Source organism: Halorientalis pallida, from assembly GCF_004118325.1.
Taxonomy (GTDB): domain Archaea; phylum Halobacteriota; class Halobacteria; order Halobacteriales; family Haloarculaceae; genus Halorientalis; species Halorientalis pallida.
The window spans coordinates 406499-424888 of record NZ_RDFA01000003.1; the positions used below are offsets into that span (position 1 = coordinate 406499).

Consider the following 18390-nt stretch of genomic DNA (forward strand, 5'->3'; position numbering starts at 1 on the left):
GCGAGTTCCGCTCTTCCGCGTCAGGTCACGAGCGAGAGCATCTCACAGGACAACACGGTGTCGTCGTCCTGCGTGACCACGTCGATGTCGTACCGGACGACGCCAGTCGCGACTGGGTGATCGCGCTCTTGCTTGTCGAGGACTTCGATCTCGACGTGGATCGTGTCGCCGATGAACGTCGGTCCGACGAACCGCACCTCGTCGATACCGTAGAACGCGACGACGGCGTCGCGTTCCTGCTCCGACCGGGACTGCCAGAGCAGACCCGTCGCCATCGAGAACACCAGCATGCCGTGGGCGATCCGCTCGCCGAACTGCGACTCGCCCATCGTCTCCGCGTCCGTGTGGAGGTGGTTGAAGTCGCCGCTGACGCCGGCGAAGTTGACCACGTCCGCCTCCGTGACCGTCCGGGCCTGTGTCTCGCGCTGTTCGCCGATCTCGACCGTCTCGAAGTAACTCTCTGTCATAGGCTGCTGTCCGTGAATAGCCGGTAGGTCGTCGCACCGATAGCCACGACCTTTCGTTCGCCGTCGTCGGTCTCGCCGGTGACGGTGACGCGGGTGACGCCGGTCGACGTGCCCGAGCGGATGACCTCCGCCTCGACCTCGATGTCCGAGGTCGCCGGTCGGACGTACTTCACGTCCAGATCCGTCGTCGCGAGCGTCGTGTTCATCGGATCGTCCATCGTCGTCCGGAGCGCGAAGGCGCTACAGGTGTCGATCAGCGTGGCGGTCACGCCGCCGTGGATCGTCCCCGTCACCCAGTTGGCCAGTTTCTCCTGGTAAGGCAGGTGCATGACTGCCCGGCCCTCCTCCAGGTCCTCGACCGTGATGTTCAGCCACGAGAGGTAGCCGTGGTTCTCCAGGACGTACGCGGCCACCTCCGCGCTGGGGGCGTCCGGGTCGATGTCGACCGGGGTCGACTGCCCGTCGTCACCCTCGCCCATCTATTTGCCCTCGAACTCGGGGTCGCGGTCCTCGGCGAACGCCGACGTGCCCTCGAGCACGTCCTCGGTACTGAGCAGCAGGCCGAAGCTCTGACTCTCCATGGTCAGCGCGGCCTCCAGACTCGCGTCCTCGCCGCGGTTCATCACCTTCTTGGCGTAGTCGAGTGCGACCGGCGGGCCCTCGACGATGTCGTCGACGAACTCGGCGCAGACGTCGTCGAACTCGTCGGCGTCCACCGCACGGTTGATGAGGCCCCAGTTCTCGGCGCGTTCGGCGGAGATGCGCTCGCCGCGGAAGACGAGTTCCTTGGCACGTGCTTCGCCGATCATCCGCATCGTGCGCTGGGTGCCGCCGCCGCCGGGCAGCAGGCCGAGGTTGATCTCGGGGAAGCCGAACTCGGAGTCCTCGGTAGCGACCCGGAGGTCACAGGCCAGCGCGAGTTCGTGGCCGCCGCCGAGACAGAAGCCGTCGATCTTCGCGATGGTGGGCTTGGGGAAGTCGTTGACCGTCTCGAACATCGAGGTGATGGTGCCCCGCTCCCAGGGTTTCGCACCGGCGAAGCCGCCGATGTCCGCACCGGCACAGAACGCACGGTCGCCAGCGCCCTCGAAGGTCGCGACGCGCACTTCGTCGAGGTCGGCGTTGTCGAGGACGTGTTCGATCTCGTCCATCAGGTCCTCGTTGAGCGCGTTCATGCGCTCGGGCCGGTCGAGTTCGATGGCCAGCACCTCGCCCTCCTCGAGGACGTTCAGGGTGCGGTACTCGCGGTCGCCGTCGTCGCCACCGTACTCGTAGAAGCCCTGGCCGGCGTCTTCGCCGGTGTGGCCGTTGTTGACGAGTTCGACGAGGTAGTCGGCAGGCCGGTAGCGTTCGGCCTCGGTCTCCTCGTACAGCGTCTCCAGTTTCTCAAGCACCGCGTCGAGGCCGATCTTGTCCGCACGCCGGCAGGGGCCCTCGGGGAAGCCGGCACCGAGACGCATCCCGGTGTCGATGGCGTCGGGCGTGGCAACGTCGTTGCCGATCAGCTTGGCGGCCTCGTTGACCATCCGACCCTCGATGCGGAGCCAGTCGAAGTCCTCCGAGACGTCCTCGTGGCCGTAGTCGGCCCCGTCGCCGTCCTCGTAGTCGTAGTAGCCCTTGCCCGTCTTCTGACCGAGTTCGTCGGCCTCGACTTTCTCCTCGACGATGGGCGGCACCGGCTTGCCCGCTTCCTTCCGGACGTGGTAGCCGATGTCGATCCCGGTGAGGTCACCGAGCTCGAAGGGCCCCATCGGGTAGCCGCGTTCGTGAACCATCGTGGCGTCGGCCTCGCGGATGGTGGCCTCGTCGGCGCTGACCATCCAGCCGGCCTCGTCGCCGAACGGGCCGAGCACGGAGTTGACGACGAAGCCGTTCACGTCCTTGCGGACGTAGATCGGCGTCTTGTCGATGGACTCGACGAAGTCGTAGACGGTTTCGGCCGTCTCGTCGCTGGTCTCCTCGCCGTAGATGACCTCGACGAGGTCCATCTTCACCGGCGGGTTGAAGAAGTGCATCCCGACGACCTTGTCGGGCTTGTCCGTGGCCGTCGCGATCTCCGTGATCGACAGGGAGGAGGTGTTCGACGCGAGGATGGCGTCTTCGGGCGTGAAATCAGTGAGCTCGCCGTAGATCTCCTTTTTCAGCTCCATCTGCTCGGGTGCGGCCTCGATCACGAGGTCCACGTCCTCGACGGCGGTCTCCAGATCGACCTCGGTATCGATCCGGGCCATCACGTCGTCGGCGTCCTCGTCGACGAGGCCCTTCTCGGACAGCTTCTCGAGGCTCCACTGGATGTCCTCGTAGCCCTCGTCGACGATCTCCTGTTCGATGTCCCGCATCACGACGTCGTAGCCGGCGATAGCCACGACCTCTGTGATGCCGTGACCCATGTTCCCGGCGCCGAGCACTGCGACTCGCTCGATGTCGTCAACTGACATGCGGGGTAGCTGTACCCCCACCGGTATAACTCCACCGGAGCAGTAGAACACTGTTAGATTGATTCAGATACGTCTCTTCAGTTGTAAAGTAGAGAGGGGTGAGCAGGTGATCGTGTTAAGACCTGCCTGGTACACCGGGTACAGGTTGCAACCCAACAGATCCTTCCAACGTTTCGTATATATGCTTTTCGTCTTCCATCGGAAGGGATTACTACCAGGCCTTCGTGAAGCGTTAATGGTATGTACTGGCAACGCAGCACCGGTCCGGTCGCCGTGAGGTGGTCCGGATGGTCGTGATCGACGGACACGGTGGTTACGTGCCGCTGTACCGCGTCGACAGGAGCGAGGTGGCCGCCCAGCACGGCGGCCGGGGCCGCGGCGAGAGCGCCGTCCCGGCCCGCGACGAGAACCACGTCACGATGGCCTGTGAGGCCGCCGACAACGCGCTGGCCCGAGCCGACGTGGCCGGCGCTGACCTCGGTGCCGTCGTCACCGCGAGCGTGAGCGACCCCTTCGCCGAGCACGGGATCGCGGCCCACGTCGCCTATCGACTCGGCGCCACCGGCGACGTGCGCACGACTGACCTGCGCGGGAGTCGTCGTGCCGCCACCGACGCCCTCGCGTCGGCCCGGGAGTTCGTCGTCGCGAACGACGCGCCGGCGCTGGTCGTCGGCGTCGACGTACTCCCCGCCGACCCCGACAGCGACGACGTGGCCGAGGCCGGCGCGGGCGCGGGCGCTGTCGTCCTCCGACCCGAGGCCGACGAGCCAGCCGCCGATCTCACCGGTTTCGGCCAGGCGACGACCGGCTTCGTCGAGCACCACCGCCGGCACGGCGAGGCCGCCGAGACGGGCGACGCCAAGTTCGAGGGCCGACACGGCGTCGGCGAGGCCGCACCCGCGGCCACCGAGCGGGCGCTCGACGGTGCGGCGCCCGTGAAAGCCGTCGCCGCCGCGCCCAGCGGTCGACTCGCCGGGGCCGCTCTCGGCGGCGTCGACGCGGAACAGGTCTCGACGCGCGAACAGGTCGGCGACGCCGGCGCGGCCGCCGCCCTGCTCGACCTGGCCCACCTGCTGGAGACTGCCGACGCCGGCGACACGGCAGTCGTCGTCGCGTACGGCGCGGGCGGTGCGGGCGCGGTCGCACTGCAGACCGCCGACGGCGTCGGGACCACCGACGCTCGGTCGGTCGCCACGTACCTCGACGCCAAAGAAGAAACGACGTACGCCAAACATCTCGAGTATCGTGAACCCGTCGAGTACGAGGGGGTGAAGACGCCATGAGCGGCCCACGCTACGAGCGCAGCAAGCGCCAGGACCAGCACCTGATCGGCTTCGAGTGTCAGGCCTGTGGCTGGGTCTCGTTCCCCGAGGAGAAACGAACCTGCAAGCGCTGTGGGGACGCCCCGGCCGAGATGGAAGAAGTCCAGCTAGCGGAGCGCGGGGAGATCCAGACGTTCGTCGTCCAGCAGTACCTGCCCGACGACATCGAGACGCCCCAGCCCGTCGCCATCGTCGACCTGCCCCAGGAGGGCGAGGGCGAGCCGGCGCGGGCGTACGGCCTGCTGACCGAGACCGATCTCGAGGAGATCGACGTGGGCACCGAGGTCGTGGCCCGGTTCCGCGAGCTGTTCAGCGACGGTGAGCGGCCGATCAACTCGTTCAAGTTCAGCGTTCCGCGGGAGGAGAAAGCATGACGGATCCACACGTCGTCGGCGCAGGGATGATCGACTTCGGCGAACTGTACGAGCAGAGCTTCGACGACCTGCTCGAATCGGCCTACCTCTCGCTCGTCGAGAACGTCGACAAGGGCGTCGACCCGAGCGACATCGACGCCGCCTGGTACGGCACCATCGACATCGCCAACGAGGGATCCTCGGGCTCGGCGGTCGCCCACGCCACCGGCCTGTTCGAGACGCCGATCACTCGCGTCGAGAACGCCTGTGCCACCGGGAGCGACGCGTTCCGCAACGCGGCACAGGCCGTGAAGGCGGGCGACGCCGAGGTCGCGCTGGTCATCGGCGCGGAGAAGATGACCGACTCCACCGAGGGCCTGATCGCCAGCGCCGCGCTCGAACGGCTCTGGCGGGGGCGCGGCGTCACGATGCCCGCCTACTTCGGGATGCGCGCGACCCGCCACCTCGAAGAGTACGAGACCACCCGCGAGCAGATCGCAGAGATCAGCGTCAAGAACCACGAGAACGGGACGAAGTACCCCCACGCACACCAGCAGTTCGAGTGCACGGTCGAAGACGTGAAAGAGTCCCCCACGGTCTCGTACCCGCTCAACCTCTACGACTGCTGTCCGGTCACCGACGGCGCGTGTGCGGTGCTGGTGACCAGCGAGGAGCGCGCACGCGAGTTCACCGACGACCCGATCCGGGTCGCGGGCTACGGTCTCGCCAGCGACACCTTCCAGCGGGGCGCACCCGAAGCGCTGACGAACTTCCCGGCGACGCGCCAGGCCTCCAGCCAGGCCTACGAGCGCGCCGGCCTCGGCCCCGACGATATCGACGTGGCCGAGGTCCACGACTGTTTCTCCATCACCGAGCTGATCACCTACGAGGACCTCGGGTTCTGCGAGGAAGGCACGGGCGGTCAGTTCGTCGACGAGGGACGGCCGCACCTCGACGGCGACAAACCCGTCAACCCCTCGGGCGGTCTGCTCTCGAAGGGCCACCCCATCGGGGCGACGGGCGTCGCCCAGGTCGCCGAGATCTTCGAGCAGTTGCGGGGCGAAGCGGGTGACGTGCAGGTCGACGAGCCGGAGGTCGGCCTCCAGCACAACATCGGTATCGGCCGCAACGCGACCGGTGCGGTCTCCTGCGTGAATATTCTGGAACGACCCTGAGACGCCCGTCGTCTCAGTTTTCGAGCGACTCGCGGTCGGGTACCGTCGGCACCGTCTCGTCGTAGCCGGTGAACCAGGCCACCATCGTCGCGCGCCCGACCTCGGAGCGGTGACGGAACTTCAGCGTCATCTCGACCCGCTGGAGGCGGTGTGTCGTCCGGTTCACGTGCATCTCGTAGGAGCGGTCGAGCACCGTCACCGATTCGGGCCGCTCGACACCGTTGCCGGGCTGGGCGGTCAGAATGCCGACGAGTGTGCTGTTTCGCGGATCCAGGTCGAGCCGGTAGGTCGCGCGCCCGTCGGTCCGGGTCCGCTGGAGGTCGCTCACTCGGGAGTCGTTCAGGAGGGCGGTCTGGTTGCTGGCAGGATCGCTCGGGCCGTCGACATCCCCGGAGACGGTCTCCCAGCCGTCGCTGGTGTTGCGGTACGCCTGATCGTCGACGACGTGGGTAGTGTAGTTACGGTCGGTGCTGTAGACACTCACGGTCGCCGTTGACCGGTTGACCAGCGTCGTCACGTTGGTGAACGTGCGATTGGCTCCGATCGACACGTCCATGTTCGTGACCGCGCGGTAGCTGTCGACCGATTCCATCGCGTCGAGAGTATCCGACTGGACCGAGACCGCCTGGCCGCCGACCGACGTCGCTCCGGTCCCGGGGACGATGCCGGCACAGCCGCTGACGAGGACGACGAACGTCAGCGCGGCGGTGAGTGTCGCGTGGTGGAGGGACGCCATCTCGTTCGATACAACCTCTCTCGGGGGTCATCAACCCATTGGTTCCCGAACACATCAAACGAGTGGCAACGACATCGAAGTTGAAATGAGCGATCCGATCCTCGACTGTCGGCCCTCGAACCGTCGACCCCCGGCTAGAGTTTGCTCTCGGCGTCCTCGGCGAGTTCTTTCATCCGCTTGCCGATCCGCCCCGCGTCGGAGAACTCGTCCTCGCTCATCGCCGTGGCGAGCGCGTTCCCGAGGACGAAGACGGCGTGTTTGTGTTCGCTTTTCGACTTGTGTACGTCGTTGGGCGTCACGTCGAGTTCCTCGTAGGGGTCGAAAAGCTCGGAGTCGACGTCCTCCAGGTCCGCAAAGTAGTCTTTGATCTGCACCATGTGATCGTGCAGTTCGAGCAGTTCGTCTTTGTGCATCTGTACTGTGACATACGCAAAAGCACTGTTTAAGGGTTTTTGACAACCCGTGTCACAGATACACATGCGTCCTCGCAGGCGGCCCGAGCGAGTTCAGCACTCACTTCCGGGCGAGGGCGACGGGGCAGAACCGCGGGCTGGCACGACCCCCGGTCGGTCCGCGGTGTGTCAGAAGACGTACTCGTCGTCGTGACCCATCATTCCGTCGTCTTCGAGGCCTGCCTCTTCGTCGTCGTCGACCGGACCGCTAGTCTTGTACGCCTTGATGCCGGTCGAGAGGAGATCCTCGATGGCTTCTTCGCGGTTCAGGAACTCCCCTTTCTCGACGAGCTGGGCGATCTGCATCTCGAGGTGCTCGGGGATCGTTATCTCTGCCTTCGGCATTTGAACGTTCGAGGTTTCGACTGAGGGGTATTTAATTCTGACGGGGGTTCTTCGGTTCGAGTAAAAGTTTTCATCATCATTCGCAAACTTGTCTTTCAAGATACGAGTACACTATTTCAGTATTCCGGCACTCGGGTTCCTCAATCGGCAAGTGGTTGTGGAATTGATGCCTCAGGCGGCCCGGAGTCGGCACGCCTACGTAGCTGTAGCCCATTCCTGCCGGTGTGCCCATTACCGACGTTACGGACCTCTACGAGGAGTTCGGCGACGAGCGACTCCCGCCGGGGCAGCACGAGACGAGCGACTTCCCGGTTCTCTCGAAGGGGAACACGCCGACGTGGGACCCCGAGACCTGGTCGTTCCGGGTCAGCGGGGCCGTCGACGAGGAGCTGGAACTGTCTTGGGACGAGTTCACGGCCCTCCCCAGCGTCACCCAGCGCCAGGACTTCCACTGTGTCACCGGTTGGAGCCGGTTCGACTGCGAGTTCACCGGCGTCACGTTCCCGGAGTTGGCCGAGCGCGCTGGCGTCCACGACGACGCCTGTCACGTCATGTTCACGTCGCTCGACGATTACACGACCGACCTGCCCCTCGACGACTGCATGCGCGAAGAGGTGCTGTTCGCCTACGGCTTCGACGGCGAGGACCTCCCCGCCGACCACGGCGGTCCGCTCCGGATCGTGACGCCACACAAGTACGCCTACAAGGGGGCGAAGTGGGTGTGTGGCGTCGAGTTCCTCACCGAACCCGAACGCGGATTCTGGGAGAAACGCGGCTACTCGGTCACGGCGGACCCGTGGGCCGAAGACCGGTACAGTTGACCGACGTGCGTGGCGTTCGTGCGGGTGGCGGCGAGTGCTACCACGCTGGAAGGACAGTCTCAAGAGGGACCAACCCTGAGAATGAGGGGAATGGAACCGGCCCAACGCGAGGAGAGAGTTGGTCCACGCGCGGGTGCGGTGCTGGTCAGCCGCACTTGCGAGGTACCCGACGTGTCCTATCGGGCGTTCCTGGCCAGCCACTCGGCCCCACGGCTCCACTGGGCCGCACCGGACGGCCTCGAAGTCGTCGGCAGCGGGGCCGCGGTGACACTCACCGCTCACGGCACTGACCGGTTCGACCGCCTTCGCGAGGAAGCGACGACAATCTTTCGCGACGTGGACCGGACCGGCCCGGCCGAGACGCGGCCGCGGTTCCTCGGCGGCCTGGCGTTCAACGAGAACCACGACCCAGCGCCACCCTGGACGGGATTCCCCGCGGCGGCGTTTTCGCTCCCCGAGACCCAGTTGACCCGTGCCGATGGCACGACCTGGCTGACCGTCAGGGAGTACGGCCAGGACGTGTCACCCGACGACGTCGCCGGGCGACTGGAACGAACTCGGGAGGATCTGGAGACGCTGCCCTCGATGTGTCCCAGCGGCGGTCCGCCGGGCGTCGAGCGCACCGAAGTCACGCCGACCAAGACCGAGTGGACCACACAGGTCGAATCGGCAATCGACCGGATCGCCGACGGCGACCTCCGGAAGGTCGTCCTCGCGACGGCGCTGTCGGTGGACCTCGCCGACGAGATCGACGTGCCAGGCGTCCTCGAACGGCTCCGCCGGACGTACCCGAGTTGTTATCGCTTCCTCGTCCAACCGACCGACGAGGCGGCCTTCTTCGGCCCGCCGCCGGAACGGCTCGTGAAGCTGTCCGACGGCCGCGTCCAGACCGAGGCGCTGGCCGGATCGGTCCCGCGGGGGGAGACGCCCGAGGCGGACGCCGAGCACGCCAAGTCGCTCCTGGAGAGCGAGAAACTCCAGCACGAGCAACGACTGGTCGTCGACGCGATCATGGACCAGTTGGCACCGCTTGGCGAGGTCGCCGAGGGCGAGCAGGGCGTCCGGAAGCTCACGAACATCCAGCACCTGCAGACGCCGATCACCACGACGCTGTCCGGCGACGAACACGTCCTCACCATCGTCGAGGCGCTCCACCCGACGCCCGCCGTCGGCGGCCTCCCGCCGGAGAAGGCGTGGGAAGTCATCCGGGACACGGAGACCTTCGAGCGCGGCTGGTACGCCGCGCCCGTCGGCTGGTTCGACAGCGACGGGGACGGCGAGTTCGCCGTCGGCATCCGCTCGGGCGTCGCCGGCGGCCGTCGGGCGACGCTGTTCGCCGGGAACGGCATCGTCACCGATTCCGACCCCGACGAGGAGTGGGACGAGGTCAAACACAAGTACCGGCCGATCCTCGACGAACTCGAACGCGAATGAGCGCGCCCAACCGCAACACGCTGTGGGGCCGAGTGATCGCCGACGAACTCGCCGCGGCCGGGGTGTCGAGCGCGGTGCTCTCCCCCGGCAGTCGCTCCACGCCGCTGACCGTCGCGATTTCCGATCACGACGGGATCGAGACCTTCTCGATCCTCGACGAGCGCTCGGCGGCCTTCTTCGCGCTCGGCCGGGCCCGCCGGACCGGCGAACCTACCGCCGTCGTCTGTACCTCCGGGACCGCCGCCGCCAACTACCACCCCGCGGTGATCGAAGCCAGTCAGTCGCGCGTCCCGCTCCTGTTGCTGACGGCGGATCGCCCACCCGAACTCAGCGACAGCGGTGCCAACCAGACCGTCGACCAGGAGAAACTGTACGGCGACGCAGTCCGGTGGTACCGAACGCTCCCCGAACCCGAACCCAGGGACAGAAAACTCCGTTCGCTCCGGACCACGGTCGACCGGGCGGTCGGCGAGACCACCGGCGTTCCCGCGGGGCCGGTCCACCTCAACTGCCCGTTCCGGAAGCCCCTCGAACCCGTCGCGGTCGAGGGCGACGTGCCCGAGGACCTGGCCGAGCGCGCGCCGCTGGCCGTCGAGGGCCGGGACGGTCCCTTCGTCGAGCGAACTGCCGGCCGGCCGACGCTTGCCGAGGGTGGGGTCGAGGACGTGGCCGCGGCCCTCGAGGAGGCCGACCGCGGGCTCCTGGTCGCCGGGCCGGCCGACGCGCCCGCCCTCGACGCCGCGGCGGTTGCGGATCTCGCGGCGGCGACGGGGTTCCCGATCCTGGCCGACCCGCTCTCGGGACTCCGCTTCGGCGACCACCTCGACCGCGACGGGGTGACCGTCTGTGGCGGCTACGACTCCTACCTCGCTGGCGCGAGCGAGTGGCCCGATCCGGAGGTCGTCCTTCGGGTCGGAGCCTCGCCGACCTCGAAGGTCCTGCGACACTACCTCCGGGACCACGCGGCCCGGCAGTTCGTCGTCGATCCCGCCGGCGGCTGGCGGGAAGCCGAGTTCACCGCCACCGATCACCTGGTGGCCGATCCCTCGCGGCTGGCGGCCGGGCTGGCGGAGCGAATCGACGGGGACGCGCCCGGTTCCGCCGCCGACTACCGCGAGCGCTTCGCCGCCGCCGAGCGCGACTACTGGGACCTGATCGACGACGCCCGCGCCGACGAGACATTCGAGGGACAGGTGCTGGCGACGGTCGCCGAGCGCGTCCCCGATCCGGCCACGGTATTCGTCTCCAACAGCATGCCCGTCCGCGATCTGGACCGATTCGGGCGGCCGCGTTCGGCGGACCTCACAGTCCTGGGCAACCGCGGTGCCAGCGGCATCGACGGGATCACCAGCACGGCGCTGGGTGCCGGGAGCGCGACCGACGACCCGCTGGTGCTGGTCACCGGCGATCTCGCCTACTACCACGACTCGAACGGCCTGCTCTCGATCGCACGCTGTGGCGTCGACGCGACAATCGTCCTCGTCAACAACGACGGCGGCGGCATCTTCCACATCCTCCCCATCGAGGACTTCGACCCGCCGTTCACCGAGCAGTTCCGGACGCCCCACGGACTCGACTTCGAGCCGACGGCAGACCTCTACGGGCTGGCGTTCCAGCGCGTGCGGCCCGACGGCTTCGCCGACGCGTTCGCGGAATCACGGGCCATGGACGGCACCCAGGTGGTCGAGGTCGTGTTCGACGGCGAGTCGAGCCACCGGAGCCGGGAGGCGATTCACCAGCAAGCGGTCGGTCTGACCGAATCCAGCGGCTGAGCGATCGAGGCCGCCGAAACTGTAGATCTCGAACGTCAGCGTCAAGTATGACCCGGTGTGACAACTGGGTAATGCAACGACGCACGTTTCTCTCGCGAGCGGGACTCGCGACGGCGGGACTGGCGGCGACGGCTGGATGCATGGGCGACTCGTCGGACGCCGGTTCGAACGACGGGACACTGACGATAGCGACGTACAGTTCGTTCACGGGTGAGGACACGGCTGGCAACTGGCTCAAGTCGGCCTTCGAGGAGGAACACGCCGACGCGACCGTCGAGTTTCAGACGCCGGAGAACGGCATCAATCGGTTCGTCCAGCGCAAGGCGTCGGGCGCGACGGTCGACGCCGACCTGTTCGTCGGGCTGAACACGGGCGAACTCGTGCGCGTCGACGAGCAACTCGACGACCAGTTGTTCGCCACCGTCGAGGACAGCCTCGAGGGTGCCGACACGGTCGATTCCTCGCTGTCGTTCGATCCCGAGGGGCGGGCCATCCCGTACGACACGGGGTTCATCAGTCTGGTGTACGACGAGGAGGCAGTCGACGCACCGGGGACCTTCGACGCGCTACTCGACCCGGCCTACGAGGACGGGTTGATCGCCCAGAACGCTCAGCAGTCCGACCCCGGGCGAGCGTTCCTCCTGTGGACCATCGATGCCAAGGGACCGGACGGTTACCTCGACTACTGGCAGGGGCTGGTCGACAACGGCGTCCAGATCCTCTCGGACTGGCAACCGGCCTATCAGGCCTACACCAACGAGGAAGCGCCGATGGTCGTCTCCTACTCCACGGACCAGGTGTACTACCACGGCGAGGGCGTCGACATGTCGCGCCACCAGGTCGGGTTCCTGAACGATCAGGGCTACGCCAACCCCGAGGGGATGGCGCAGTTCGCCGACGCCGACAACCCCGAACTGGCTCGTGAGTTCATGTCGTTCGTCCTCTCCGAAACGGCCCAGAAGGAGATCGCGGTGCGCAACGTCCAGTTCCCCGCGGTCGAGGGCGTCGAACCGGGCGGGGACTTCGGAAAGTACGCGCTCAGACCGCCCGAGGCGGTGACGTTCAGCTACGACGACCTCGCGGGGAACGTCGACGGCTGGATCGAGGACTGGGCGCGTCAGATCGCAGGCCAGTAGCGATGGGCCGCCGGGACGGCTGGGCACTGTGGGTCGGCGTCGCCGCGACGCTCGCGACGCTGGTCGTCGTCTTCTACTACCCCGTGGGCCGCGTCTTCGCCGACGCGGTGGCCGTCGACGGCCAGTTGTCGCTCGCCCCGATCCGCTCGGTGCTGGGCGACCCGTTCTACACCGGCGCGGCGCACACGCTCGTGACCGACCCCGCGGCGGTACCCTCCGGGGTCGTCGAGTGGCTCGCGGCCGGCGCGCCGGCCGTCGAGTTCGGCCTGTTCGGTTTCACCGCCTACCAGGCCCTGCTCTCGACGCTCGTCAGCGTCCTCGTGGGCCTCCCCGGCGCGTACGTGCTGTCCCGCTTCGAGTTCCCCGGCCGGCGATTCCTCCGGTCGGTGACGATCCTCCCGTTCGTCCTGCCGTCGATCCTCGTGGCGGTCGGCTTCCTCGCGATGTTCGGCCGGACGGGGCTGTTCAACGACCTGCTCGGGGCCGTCGGTCTCGGGCCCGTCGAGTTGACGTTCACGCTGGAGATCGTCGTGCTCGCACACGCCTTCTACAACGCGCCGCTGGTGACGCGGCTCGTGACGGCGGCCTGGGAATCGGTCGACGCCGACCGCGTCGAGACCGCCCGGACGCTCGGGGCCTCCCCCGTCCGGGCGTTCCGGGACGTGACGCTCCCGCAACTCCTGCCGGCGCTGGCGACGGCCGCGGTGTTGACCTTCGTGTTCACGTTCATGTCGTTCCCCATCGTCCTCGCGCTGGGCGGGCTGGAACTGGCGACGGTCGAGGTGTGGCTGTTCGCGCGCGTTCAGAGCCTCGACCTGACGGAGGCGGCGACGCTTGGTGCCATCGAGACCGCCCTCTCGCTGGGCCTGCTGTACGTCTACCTGCGCTACGAGGCGCGCCGGACGGAACCAGGGGGAGCGAGCCGAGGGCTGTCCCGGCGCCCGCTCGTCGACGGGGTACGCTCGCTGGTCGATCCCCTTCGACTCGCGGTCTTCGCGTACGGGGCCGTCGTTCTCGTGCTGTTCGCGGGGCCGCTGGTGAGCCTCGTGGTCGAGAGCGTCACGACGCCCGCGGGCCAGCCCACGGGCGACTACTACGCGTTCCTGCTCGCGCGACAGGCCTCGACGGCTTCGGGGACGGTCCGCCCGTTCCCGGCCGTCGTCAACTCCCTGCTGTTCGGGGCTGGCACGCTCCTCGTGGCGATTCCGATGGGGATCGTCGTCGCCGTCGTGGCGACGCGCGGCGGCCGTGGCTCCCGCGCGGCGGAAGCGTTGCTGACGGCTCCGCTGGCGGTCAGCGGAATCGTCCTCGGCCTCGGGATGCTCCAGGCGCTCGTGTTCGGCACGACCCTGTTCGGCCAGCGGCTCACTGTCACCGGGCCGGTCGCCATCGTGGCCGCCCACGCGGTCGCGGCGTACCCGTTCGTCTCCCGTACTGTCACCCCGGCGCTGCGCTCTGTCGACGACAGCCTCGGGGAGGCCGCGCGCTCGCTGGGGGCCGACCGGGCGACGGTGCTGGCCGACGTGGAACTCCCGCTTGTCGCGCCGGCGCTCGTGGCCGGCGCGGCCTTCGCCTTCGCCATCAGTGTCGGGGAGTTCGATTCGACCGTCCTGCTCTCGACGGGGGTCGACACCGCGACGATGCCGGTCGCGCTCGAACGCTACGTGGGCGACCGCTCGCTCGGCCCGAACCTCGGCCCGGCGACGGCGATGGGCACCGTCCTGCTGGCGGTGACGACCGTCAGTTTCGTACTGATCGACCGCGTCGGCGGGAGGTGGGAGTGATGACCAGCGCAGACGGCGGCGTCGACGTGGACGAGTTGACCGTGCGGTTCGGCGACGTGGAGGCGCTCACGGACGTGTCGCTGTCCATCGACGACGGCGAGTTCTTCACGCTCGTCGGACCGTCGGGCTGTGGGAAGACGACGCTGTTGCGCACGGTCGCGGGCCTGGAAGCGCCGACCGCGGGCCGGGTCCGGATCGACGGCCGCGACGCCACCGACGAACCACCCGAGGAGCGTGGCGTGGGCGTCGTCTTCCAGAACTACGCGCTCTTTCCCCACATGACCGCCCGGGAGAACGTCGCCTACGGACTCCAGTTCCACGACCTTCCCGAACCCGACGACCAGCGGGTGACGGAACTGCTCGATCTGGTTGATCTGACGAGCGTCGCGGACCGCGAACCGGACCAGCTCTCGGGCGGTCAGAAGCAGCGCATCGCGCTGGCCCGCGCGCTGGCGCCGAAACCCGACGTGCTCCTGCTGGACGAACCGCTGTCGGCGCTGGACGCCAGCCTCCGGAAGCGGCTCCGGGTGCAGATCCGCTCGATCCAGCGCGACCTCGACATCACCACCGTCTACGTCACCCACGATCAGGCCGAGGCGCTGGCGATCAGCGACCGTGTGGCCGTCGTCCGCGACGGCCGGATCGAACAGGTCGGGACGCCGGAAGGGGTGTACCGCGAGCCGGCCACCCGCTTCGTCGCGGAGTTCGTCGGCGACAACAACGTCTTCGACGGCGTCGTCACCGGGACGGGCGATCGGATCAGCGTGGACGGCACGGCGACGCTCCCGCTCCCCGCGGAGACGGACCTGTCCACGGGAGCGAGTGTGACGGTCTCCGTTCGACCGGAGGCGATCTCGGTCCAGGACAGGGACGGCGCGCAGGCCGACGGGCACGGGTCGACGGTCGACGAGCGCGGCCCAGGGGCGGCGGTGACGCGGTCCGCGACCGTCGAGACCGTGGAGTACCTCGGGGACGCCTACCGGGTCCACTGCCGGTGGGACGACCGGCCGATCACGGTCAAGACCGACAGCGCGAGTCCGCCCGAGGGAGCGGTGTCGCTTGGGTTCGCGCCCGATGCAATTCACGTCCTCTCGAACGGCGACCGACCCGCGGCGACCGGAGGTGAGCGATGAGCGACCTCGGGAAGATCGACCGGGACGTGTTCCGGGCCGTGATCTACCCAGCGCTGGGTGCCGACCGGGACGACGTGGCGATTGGCCCCCAGCACGGGATCGACTTCGGCGTCGTCGAGGTGGGTGGCCGGGCGGTGGTGATGGCGGCCGATCCAGTCTCGCTGCTGCCCGAACTGGGGCTCGAACGGGCGGGGCGGTTTGCGTTGGAGATCGTCCTGACCGACGTGGCCGTCTCCGGGGTTCCCCCGACGCACCTGGCGATCAGCCTGACGCTCCCGCCGGACTGGCGCGACGCGGACCTGGCCGCGGTCTGGGACGGGGTCGCGGCCCACGCCGAACGGTTGGGCGTGAGTATCGTCACGGGCCACACCGCGCGATACCCCGGCGTCGATAGCTCGTGGGTCGGCGGGGCGACGGTACTCGGCGTCGGCGACCCAGCGGACGTGGTTCGGCCCGACGGCGCGCGTCCCGGCGACGAACTCGTGTTGACGACGGGTCCGGCGGCGGAGACGACGGGCCTGTTCGCGACGCTGTTTCCCGAACAGCTGGGTCTGGACGCCGAGACCGTCGCGACCGCCCGGGAACGCGTCGACGACATCGCGGCCGTCGCCGACGCCCGGGCGGCCTTCGAGGCCGGCGACGTGACCGCGATGCACGACGCGACCGAAGGGGGCGTCGCCGGCGGACTGGTCGAGATGGCCCGCGGCGCTGGCGTCCGGTTCGAGATCGAGTCCGACCGGGTGCCGGTGGCTCCGGGCGTCGATACAGTCTGTGACGCCGTCGACGTGGACCCGTGGACGGTGTCCAGTGCCGGCACGCTCCTGATCGCGGTCGAGTCGGGTGACGGGGCGGCGGTCGCCGAGGCGGTGCGCCGGCGCGGAACCCGCGCGGCCGTCGTCGGGTCCGTTACCGACGGCGCGGGTGTCGCGGTCGACGGGGAAGCACTCGAACCGCCGGCCAGCGACCCCACGTGGGACGCGTTCGATCGGCTCTCGTGACGGCTCGGTGCGAACGGGCAGTCACGTCCGGAGCGCGGATCGGGTCAGCACCGCGAGGCCGAACGGGACCCAGCAGGCCGTCAGCGCGACGACCCCGACGAGGGAGACGACGCCCACCTCGGGCAACGCTGTCAGGACGGCCGGCGCGAGCACGCCCCAGCCGCCGAACACGACCATCCCGACCTCGGGGATCGAGAGGAGATAGCCGATCACGAACAGCGTGCAGAGTCCGACGACGACGTTGACGACCGACGGGAAGGCTGGAAAGACGGAGGCGAACAGGAAGAGTGGGTAGAACGCGAACATCGTCCCGACCTGAATGAGCGACTGGGGCGTCAGCGGCACCCGAACGCGGTCGAAGGACTGTTCCTTGTAGTCGGCGCGCGTGGCGTAGCCGGCCGTCGTCGCGCTCGCACCACCGCGCTGACTGCCTGTCTGCCCCCACTCGGTCGCACCGTCGCCGGCCTGCGACTCGGCATGTGTCGTCCCCGACGACTGCCCGGGCCCGGCCGTCGCGCCGGCCCCTGTCGTCCCCGAACCGCTCGCGGCCGCGTCCGTCCGTGCCGACGAACTGCCACTACCGGTCGCGTCGCGAGTCGCGTCGTCGGCGGCTCGGCCCGCGCCTCGTCCCGCGTGGTCACGGTCCGAGTCGGCGTCGGACCGGTTCCCGTCGGCGGACTGGTCGCCGTCGGCGTCCGCCCCGGTCCAGCCCGCACCGTCGACGTACTGGCGGTGGCCGAGTCGGTCGTAGCGGGCTCGTTCGTCGGGGTCGGTCAGCACTTCCCGGGCCCGGGTGACGCGTTTGAACCGCGTCTCCGCGTCGGGGTGATCGCTGACGTCTGGATGGGTCTCCTTGGCCTTCTGTCGGTAGGCCGCCCGAATCTCGTCGCGGGAGGCGTCGGGCGGCACGTCGAGCACGTCGTAGAACGTGGACTGGGCGTGCATCGGGGGGTTCCGGGTGGGACTGAGGTGGTTCCGGGGCGACACCGGAGGGGCGCGCCGGTGGGGTTCGTTCACGCTAACTTACGCGAGCGGGCTGATAAATCTCCCTCCGCGTTCTCGGCGCTGATACCGGCCGTGACCGGGAACCTATTTGATGGCACCGGCCCGAGTCGCCGTATGGTCTCGGCACTTTTCGACGACGACCGCTGGAAGGCGGTCGACGAGTTCGATTTCGAGGACATCACCTATCACCGTGCGAGCGAGACGGGCGCGGTCCGAATCGCCTTCGACCGCCCCGCCGTGCGCAACGCCTTCCGCCCACCGACCGTGGACGAACTCTACGTCGCGCTGGACCACGCCAAGCGACAGACCGACGTGGGATGTGTGCTCCTGACCGGCAACGGTCCCTCCCCGAAAGACGACGGCTGGGCGTTCTGCTCCGGTGGGGACCAGCGCGTTCGGGGCCCCGACGGGTACCAGTACGACGAGGAGGGGAAGACGGGCCGTCTCCACATCCTCGAAGTGCAGCGGCTCATCCGGTTCATGCCCAAGCCGGTCATCTGCGTGGTTCCCGGGTGGGCCGTCGGCGGCGGCCACTCCCTGCACGTCGTGTGTGATATGACCCTGGCCAGCGAGGAACACGCGAAGTTCCTCCAGACCGACCCGGACGTGGCATCCTTCGACGCCGGGTTCGGCTCGGCCCTGCTGGCCCAGCAGATCGGTCAGAAGAAGGCCCGCGAGGTGTTCTTCCTCGGGAAGACCTACGACGCCGACGAGGCCGAAGACATGGGCATGGTCAACGAGGTCGTCCCCCACGAGGAACTCGAAGAGGTCGCGCTCGCGTGGGCCGAGGCGATCAACACGAAATCGCCGACTGCGATCCGGATGCTCAAGTACGCGTTCAACCTCGCCGACGACGGCATGGTCGGCCAGCAGCTCTTCGCCGGGGAGGCCACTCGCCTGGGCTACATGACCGAGGAAGCACAGGAAGGTCGGGACGCATTCGTCGAGGGCCGCGAACCGGACTTCTCGCAGTTCCCCTGGCACTACTGAGCGTCCGATCACTTATTACCGATCGCGGT

At 68.3% G+C, this 18390-nt stretch carries 18 protein-coding genes; 11 read left to right on the forward strand and 7 right to left on the reverse strand.

Features of this window, described 5'->3' with window-relative positions:
- Nucleotides 1-20 precede the first annotated feature (20 nt).
- The 3 genes from EAF64_RS10800 to EAF64_RS10810 are packed head-to-tail and all read right to left on the reverse strand — an operon-like array spanning nt 21 to nt 2905.
- Nucleotides 21-467 (reverse strand): MaoC/PaaZ C-terminal domain-containing protein, encoded by a 447-nt coding sequence (locus EAF64_RS10800; RefSeq protein ID WP_129068991.1) that lies wholly within the window; start codon nt 465-467, stop codon nt 21-23.
- Nucleotides 464-946, reverse strand: a complete 483-nt coding sequence (locus tag EAF64_RS10805) for a PaaI family thioesterase (protein WP_129068992.1) — start codon at nt 944-946, stop codon at nt 464-466. The genes EAF64_RS10800 and EAF64_RS10805 overlap by 4 nt, the downstream gene beginning before the upstream one ends.
- Nucleotides 947-2905 carry a 3-hydroxyacyl-CoA dehydrogenase/enoyl-CoA hydratase family protein gene (locus EAF64_RS10810; RefSeq protein WP_129068993.1) on the reverse strand — a complete coding sequence of 653 codons (1959 nt, stop codon included), beginning with the start codon at nt 2903-2905 and terminating at the stop codon, nt 947-949.
- 287 nt (nt 2906-3192) lie between these two features.
- Between EAF64_RS10810 and EAF64_RS10815 the strand changes: the two genes are divergently transcribed.
- Genes EAF64_RS10815 through EAF64_RS10825 form a run of 3 tightly spaced genes read left to right on the forward strand, consistent with a single transcriptional unit; the run spans nt 3193 to nt 5755 of the window.
- Entirely contained in the window at nt 3193-4188 is a 996-nt protein-coding gene (locus tag EAF64_RS10815) for a hypothetical protein (RefSeq protein ID WP_129068994.1), read from the forward strand.
- Nucleotides 4185-4601 carry a Zn-ribbon domain-containing OB-fold protein gene (locus EAF64_RS10820; RefSeq protein ID WP_129068995.1) on the forward strand — a complete coding sequence of 139 codons (417 nt, stop codon included), beginning with the start codon at nt 4185-4187 and terminating at the stop codon, nt 4599-4601. Before EAF64_RS10815 ends, EAF64_RS10820 begins: the two co-directional genes overlap by 4 nt.
- Complete coding sequence (locus EAF64_RS10825; RefSeq protein ID WP_129068996.1) at nt 4598-5755, forward strand: thiolase family protein; 1158 nt, start codon at nt 4598-4600, stop codon at nt 5753-5755. The genes EAF64_RS10820 and EAF64_RS10825 overlap by 4 nt, the downstream gene beginning before the upstream one ends.
- A gap of 13 nt (nt 5756-5768) precedes the next feature.
- Here EAF64_RS10825 and EAF64_RS10830 read toward each other — a convergent pair whose 3' ends face one another.
- From EAF64_RS10830 to EAF64_RS10840, 3 genes are all read right to left on the reverse strand, one after another.
- Nucleotides 5769-6491 carry a hypothetical protein gene (locus EAF64_RS10830; RefSeq protein WP_129068997.1) on the reverse strand — a complete coding sequence of 241 codons (723 nt, stop codon included), beginning with the start codon at nt 6489-6491 and terminating at the stop codon, nt 5769-5771.
- Nucleotides 6492-6625: 134 nt separating this feature from the next.
- A complete protein-coding gene (locus EAF64_RS10835; protein ID WP_092659234.1) occupies nt 6626-6904 on the reverse strand; it encodes a UPF0058 family protein in 279 nt (92 codons plus the stop codon).
- A gap of 168 nt (nt 6905-7072) precedes the next feature.
- Nucleotides 7073-7288 (reverse strand): ribbon-helix-helix domain-containing protein, encoded by a 216-nt coding sequence (locus EAF64_RS10840; protein WP_129068998.1) that lies wholly within the window; start codon nt 7286-7288, stop codon nt 7073-7075.
- Between the two features lie 224 nt (nt 7289-7512).
- Between EAF64_RS10840 and EAF64_RS10845 the strand changes: the two genes are divergently transcribed.
- The 7 genes from EAF64_RS10845 (at nt 7513) to EAF64_RS10875 (ending at nt 16366) form a co-directional block, all read left to right on the forward strand.
- Nucleotides 7513-8109 carry a sulfite oxidase-like oxidoreductase gene (locus EAF64_RS10845; protein ID WP_129068999.1) on the forward strand — a complete coding sequence of 199 codons (597 nt, stop codon included), beginning with the start codon at nt 7513-7515 and terminating at the stop codon, nt 8107-8109.
- 90 nt (nt 8110-8199) lie between these two features.
- The gene (locus EAF64_RS10850; RefSeq protein ID WP_193767648.1) at nt 8200-9543 is read left to right on the forward strand and encodes an isochorismate synthase; all 1344 of its coding nucleotides are present in this window, start codon (nt 8200-8202) and stop codon (nt 9541-9543) included.
- Nucleotides 9540-11315, forward strand: a complete 1776-nt coding sequence (gene menD, locus EAF64_RS10855; protein WP_129069001.1) for a 2-succinyl-5-enolpyruvyl-6-hydroxy-3-cyclohexene-1-carboxylic-acid synthase — start codon at nt 9540-9542, stop codon at nt 11313-11315. Before EAF64_RS10850 ends, menD begins: the two co-directional genes overlap by 4 nt.
- A gap of 71 nt (nt 11316-11386) precedes the next feature.
- Nucleotides 11387-12451, forward strand: a complete 1065-nt coding sequence (locus EAF64_RS10860; protein ID WP_129069002.1) for a thiamine ABC transporter substrate-binding protein — start codon at nt 11387-11389, stop codon at nt 12449-12451.
- Between the two features lie 2 nt (nt 12452-12453).
- Nucleotides 12454-14235 (forward strand): ABC transporter permease, encoded by a 1782-nt coding sequence (locus EAF64_RS10865; RefSeq protein WP_129069003.1) that lies wholly within the window; start codon nt 12454-12456, stop codon nt 14233-14235.
- Nucleotides 14235-15368, forward strand: coding sequence for an ABC transporter ATP-binding protein (locus EAF64_RS10870; RefSeq protein ID WP_129069004.1), 1134 nt, complete (start codon nt 14235-14237; stop codon nt 15366-15368). Before EAF64_RS10865 ends, EAF64_RS10870 begins: the two co-directional genes overlap by 1 nt.
- A complete protein-coding gene (locus EAF64_RS10875; RefSeq protein ID WP_129069005.1) occupies nt 15365-16366 on the forward strand; it encodes an AIR synthase family protein in 1002 nt (333 codons plus the stop codon). Before EAF64_RS10870 ends, EAF64_RS10875 begins: the two co-directional genes overlap by 4 nt.
- Nucleotides 16367-16387: 21 nt before the next feature.
- On the opposite strand, the gene EAF64_RS10880 is transcribed toward EAF64_RS10875, so the two are convergent.
- Nucleotides 16388-17311 (reverse strand): J domain-containing protein, encoded by a 924-nt coding sequence (locus EAF64_RS10880; protein ID WP_129069006.1) that lies wholly within the window; start codon nt 17309-17311, stop codon nt 16388-16390.
- Between the two features lie 174 nt (nt 17312-17485).
- Here EAF64_RS10880 and EAF64_RS10885 point away from each other — a divergent pair, with 174 nt between their 5' ends.
- Nucleotides 17486-18361: a 1,4-dihydroxy-2-naphthoyl-CoA synthase gene (locus EAF64_RS10885; RefSeq protein WP_129069007.1), complete on the forward strand. Its 876-nt coding sequence runs from the start codon at nt 17486-17488 to the stop codon at nt 18359-18361.
- Nucleotides 18362-18390: the final 29 nt, after the last annotated feature.

What these genes read in the sequence shown, in the direction of transcription:
- EAF64_RS10800 (WP_129068991.1), bottom strand. Translation starts at nt 467, where the DNA reads ATGACAGAGAGTTACTTCGAGACGGTCGAGATCGGCGAACAGCGCGAG.
- EAF64_RS10805 (WP_129068992.1), bottom strand. Translation starts at nt 946, where the DNA reads ATGGGCGAGGGTGACGACGGGCAGTCGACCCCGGTCGACATCGACCCG.
- EAF64_RS10810 (WP_129068993.1), bottom strand. Translation starts at nt 2,905, where the DNA reads ATGTCAGTTGACGACATCGAGCGAGTCGCAGTGCTCGGCGCCGGGAAC.
- EAF64_RS10815 (WP_129068994.1), top strand. Translation starts at nt 3,193, where the DNA reads ATGGTCGTGATCGACGGACACGGTGGTTACGTGCCGCTGTACCGCGTC.
- EAF64_RS10820 (WP_129068995.1), top strand. Translation starts at nt 4,185, where the DNA reads ATGAGCGGCCCACGCTACGAGCGCAGCAAGCGCCAGGACCAGCACCTG.
- EAF64_RS10825 (WP_129068996.1), top strand. Translation starts at nt 4,598, where the DNA reads ATGACGGATCCACACGTCGTCGGCGCAGGGATGATCGACTTCGGCGAA.
- EAF64_RS10830 (WP_129068997.1), bottom strand. Translation starts at nt 6,491, where the DNA reads ATGGCGTCCCTCCACCACGCGACACTCACCGCCGCGCTGACGTTCGTC.
- EAF64_RS10835 (WP_092659234.1), bottom strand. Translation starts at nt 6,904, where the DNA reads ATGCACAAAGACGAACTGCTCGAACTGCACGATCACATGGTGCAGATC.
- EAF64_RS10840 (WP_129068998.1), bottom strand. Translation starts at nt 7,288, where the DNA reads ATGCCGAAGGCAGAGATAACGATCCCCGAGCACCTCGAGATGCAGATC.
- EAF64_RS10850 (WP_193767648.1), top strand. Translation starts at nt 8,200, where the DNA reads ATGGAACCGGCCCAACGCGAGGAGAGAGTTGGTCCACGCGCGGGTGCG.
- menD (WP_129069001.1), top strand. Translation starts at nt 9,540, where the DNA reads ATGAGCGCGCCCAACCGCAACACGCTGTGGGGCCGAGTGATCGCCGAC.
- EAF64_RS10860 (WP_129069002.1), top strand. Translation starts at nt 11,387, where the DNA reads ATGCAACGACGCACGTTTCTCTCGCGAGCGGGACTCGCGACGGCGGGA.
- EAF64_RS10865 (WP_129069003.1), top strand. Translation starts at nt 12,454, where the DNA reads ATGGGCCGCCGGGACGGCTGGGCACTGTGGGTCGGCGTCGCCGCGACG.
- EAF64_RS10870 (WP_129069004.1), top strand. Translation starts at nt 14,235, where the DNA reads ATGACCAGCGCAGACGGCGGCGTCGACGTGGACGAGTTGACCGTGCGG.
- EAF64_RS10875 (WP_129069005.1), top strand. Translation starts at nt 15,365, where the DNA reads ATGAGCGACCTCGGGAAGATCGACCGGGACGTGTTCCGGGCCGTGATC.
- EAF64_RS10880 (WP_129069006.1), bottom strand. Translation starts at nt 17,311, where the DNA reads ATGCACGCCCAGTCCACGTTCTACGACGTGCTCGACGTGCCGCCCGAC.
- EAF64_RS10885 (WP_129069007.1), top strand. Translation starts at nt 17,486, where the DNA reads ATGGTCTCGGCACTTTTCGACGACGACCGCTGGAAGGCGGTCGACGAG.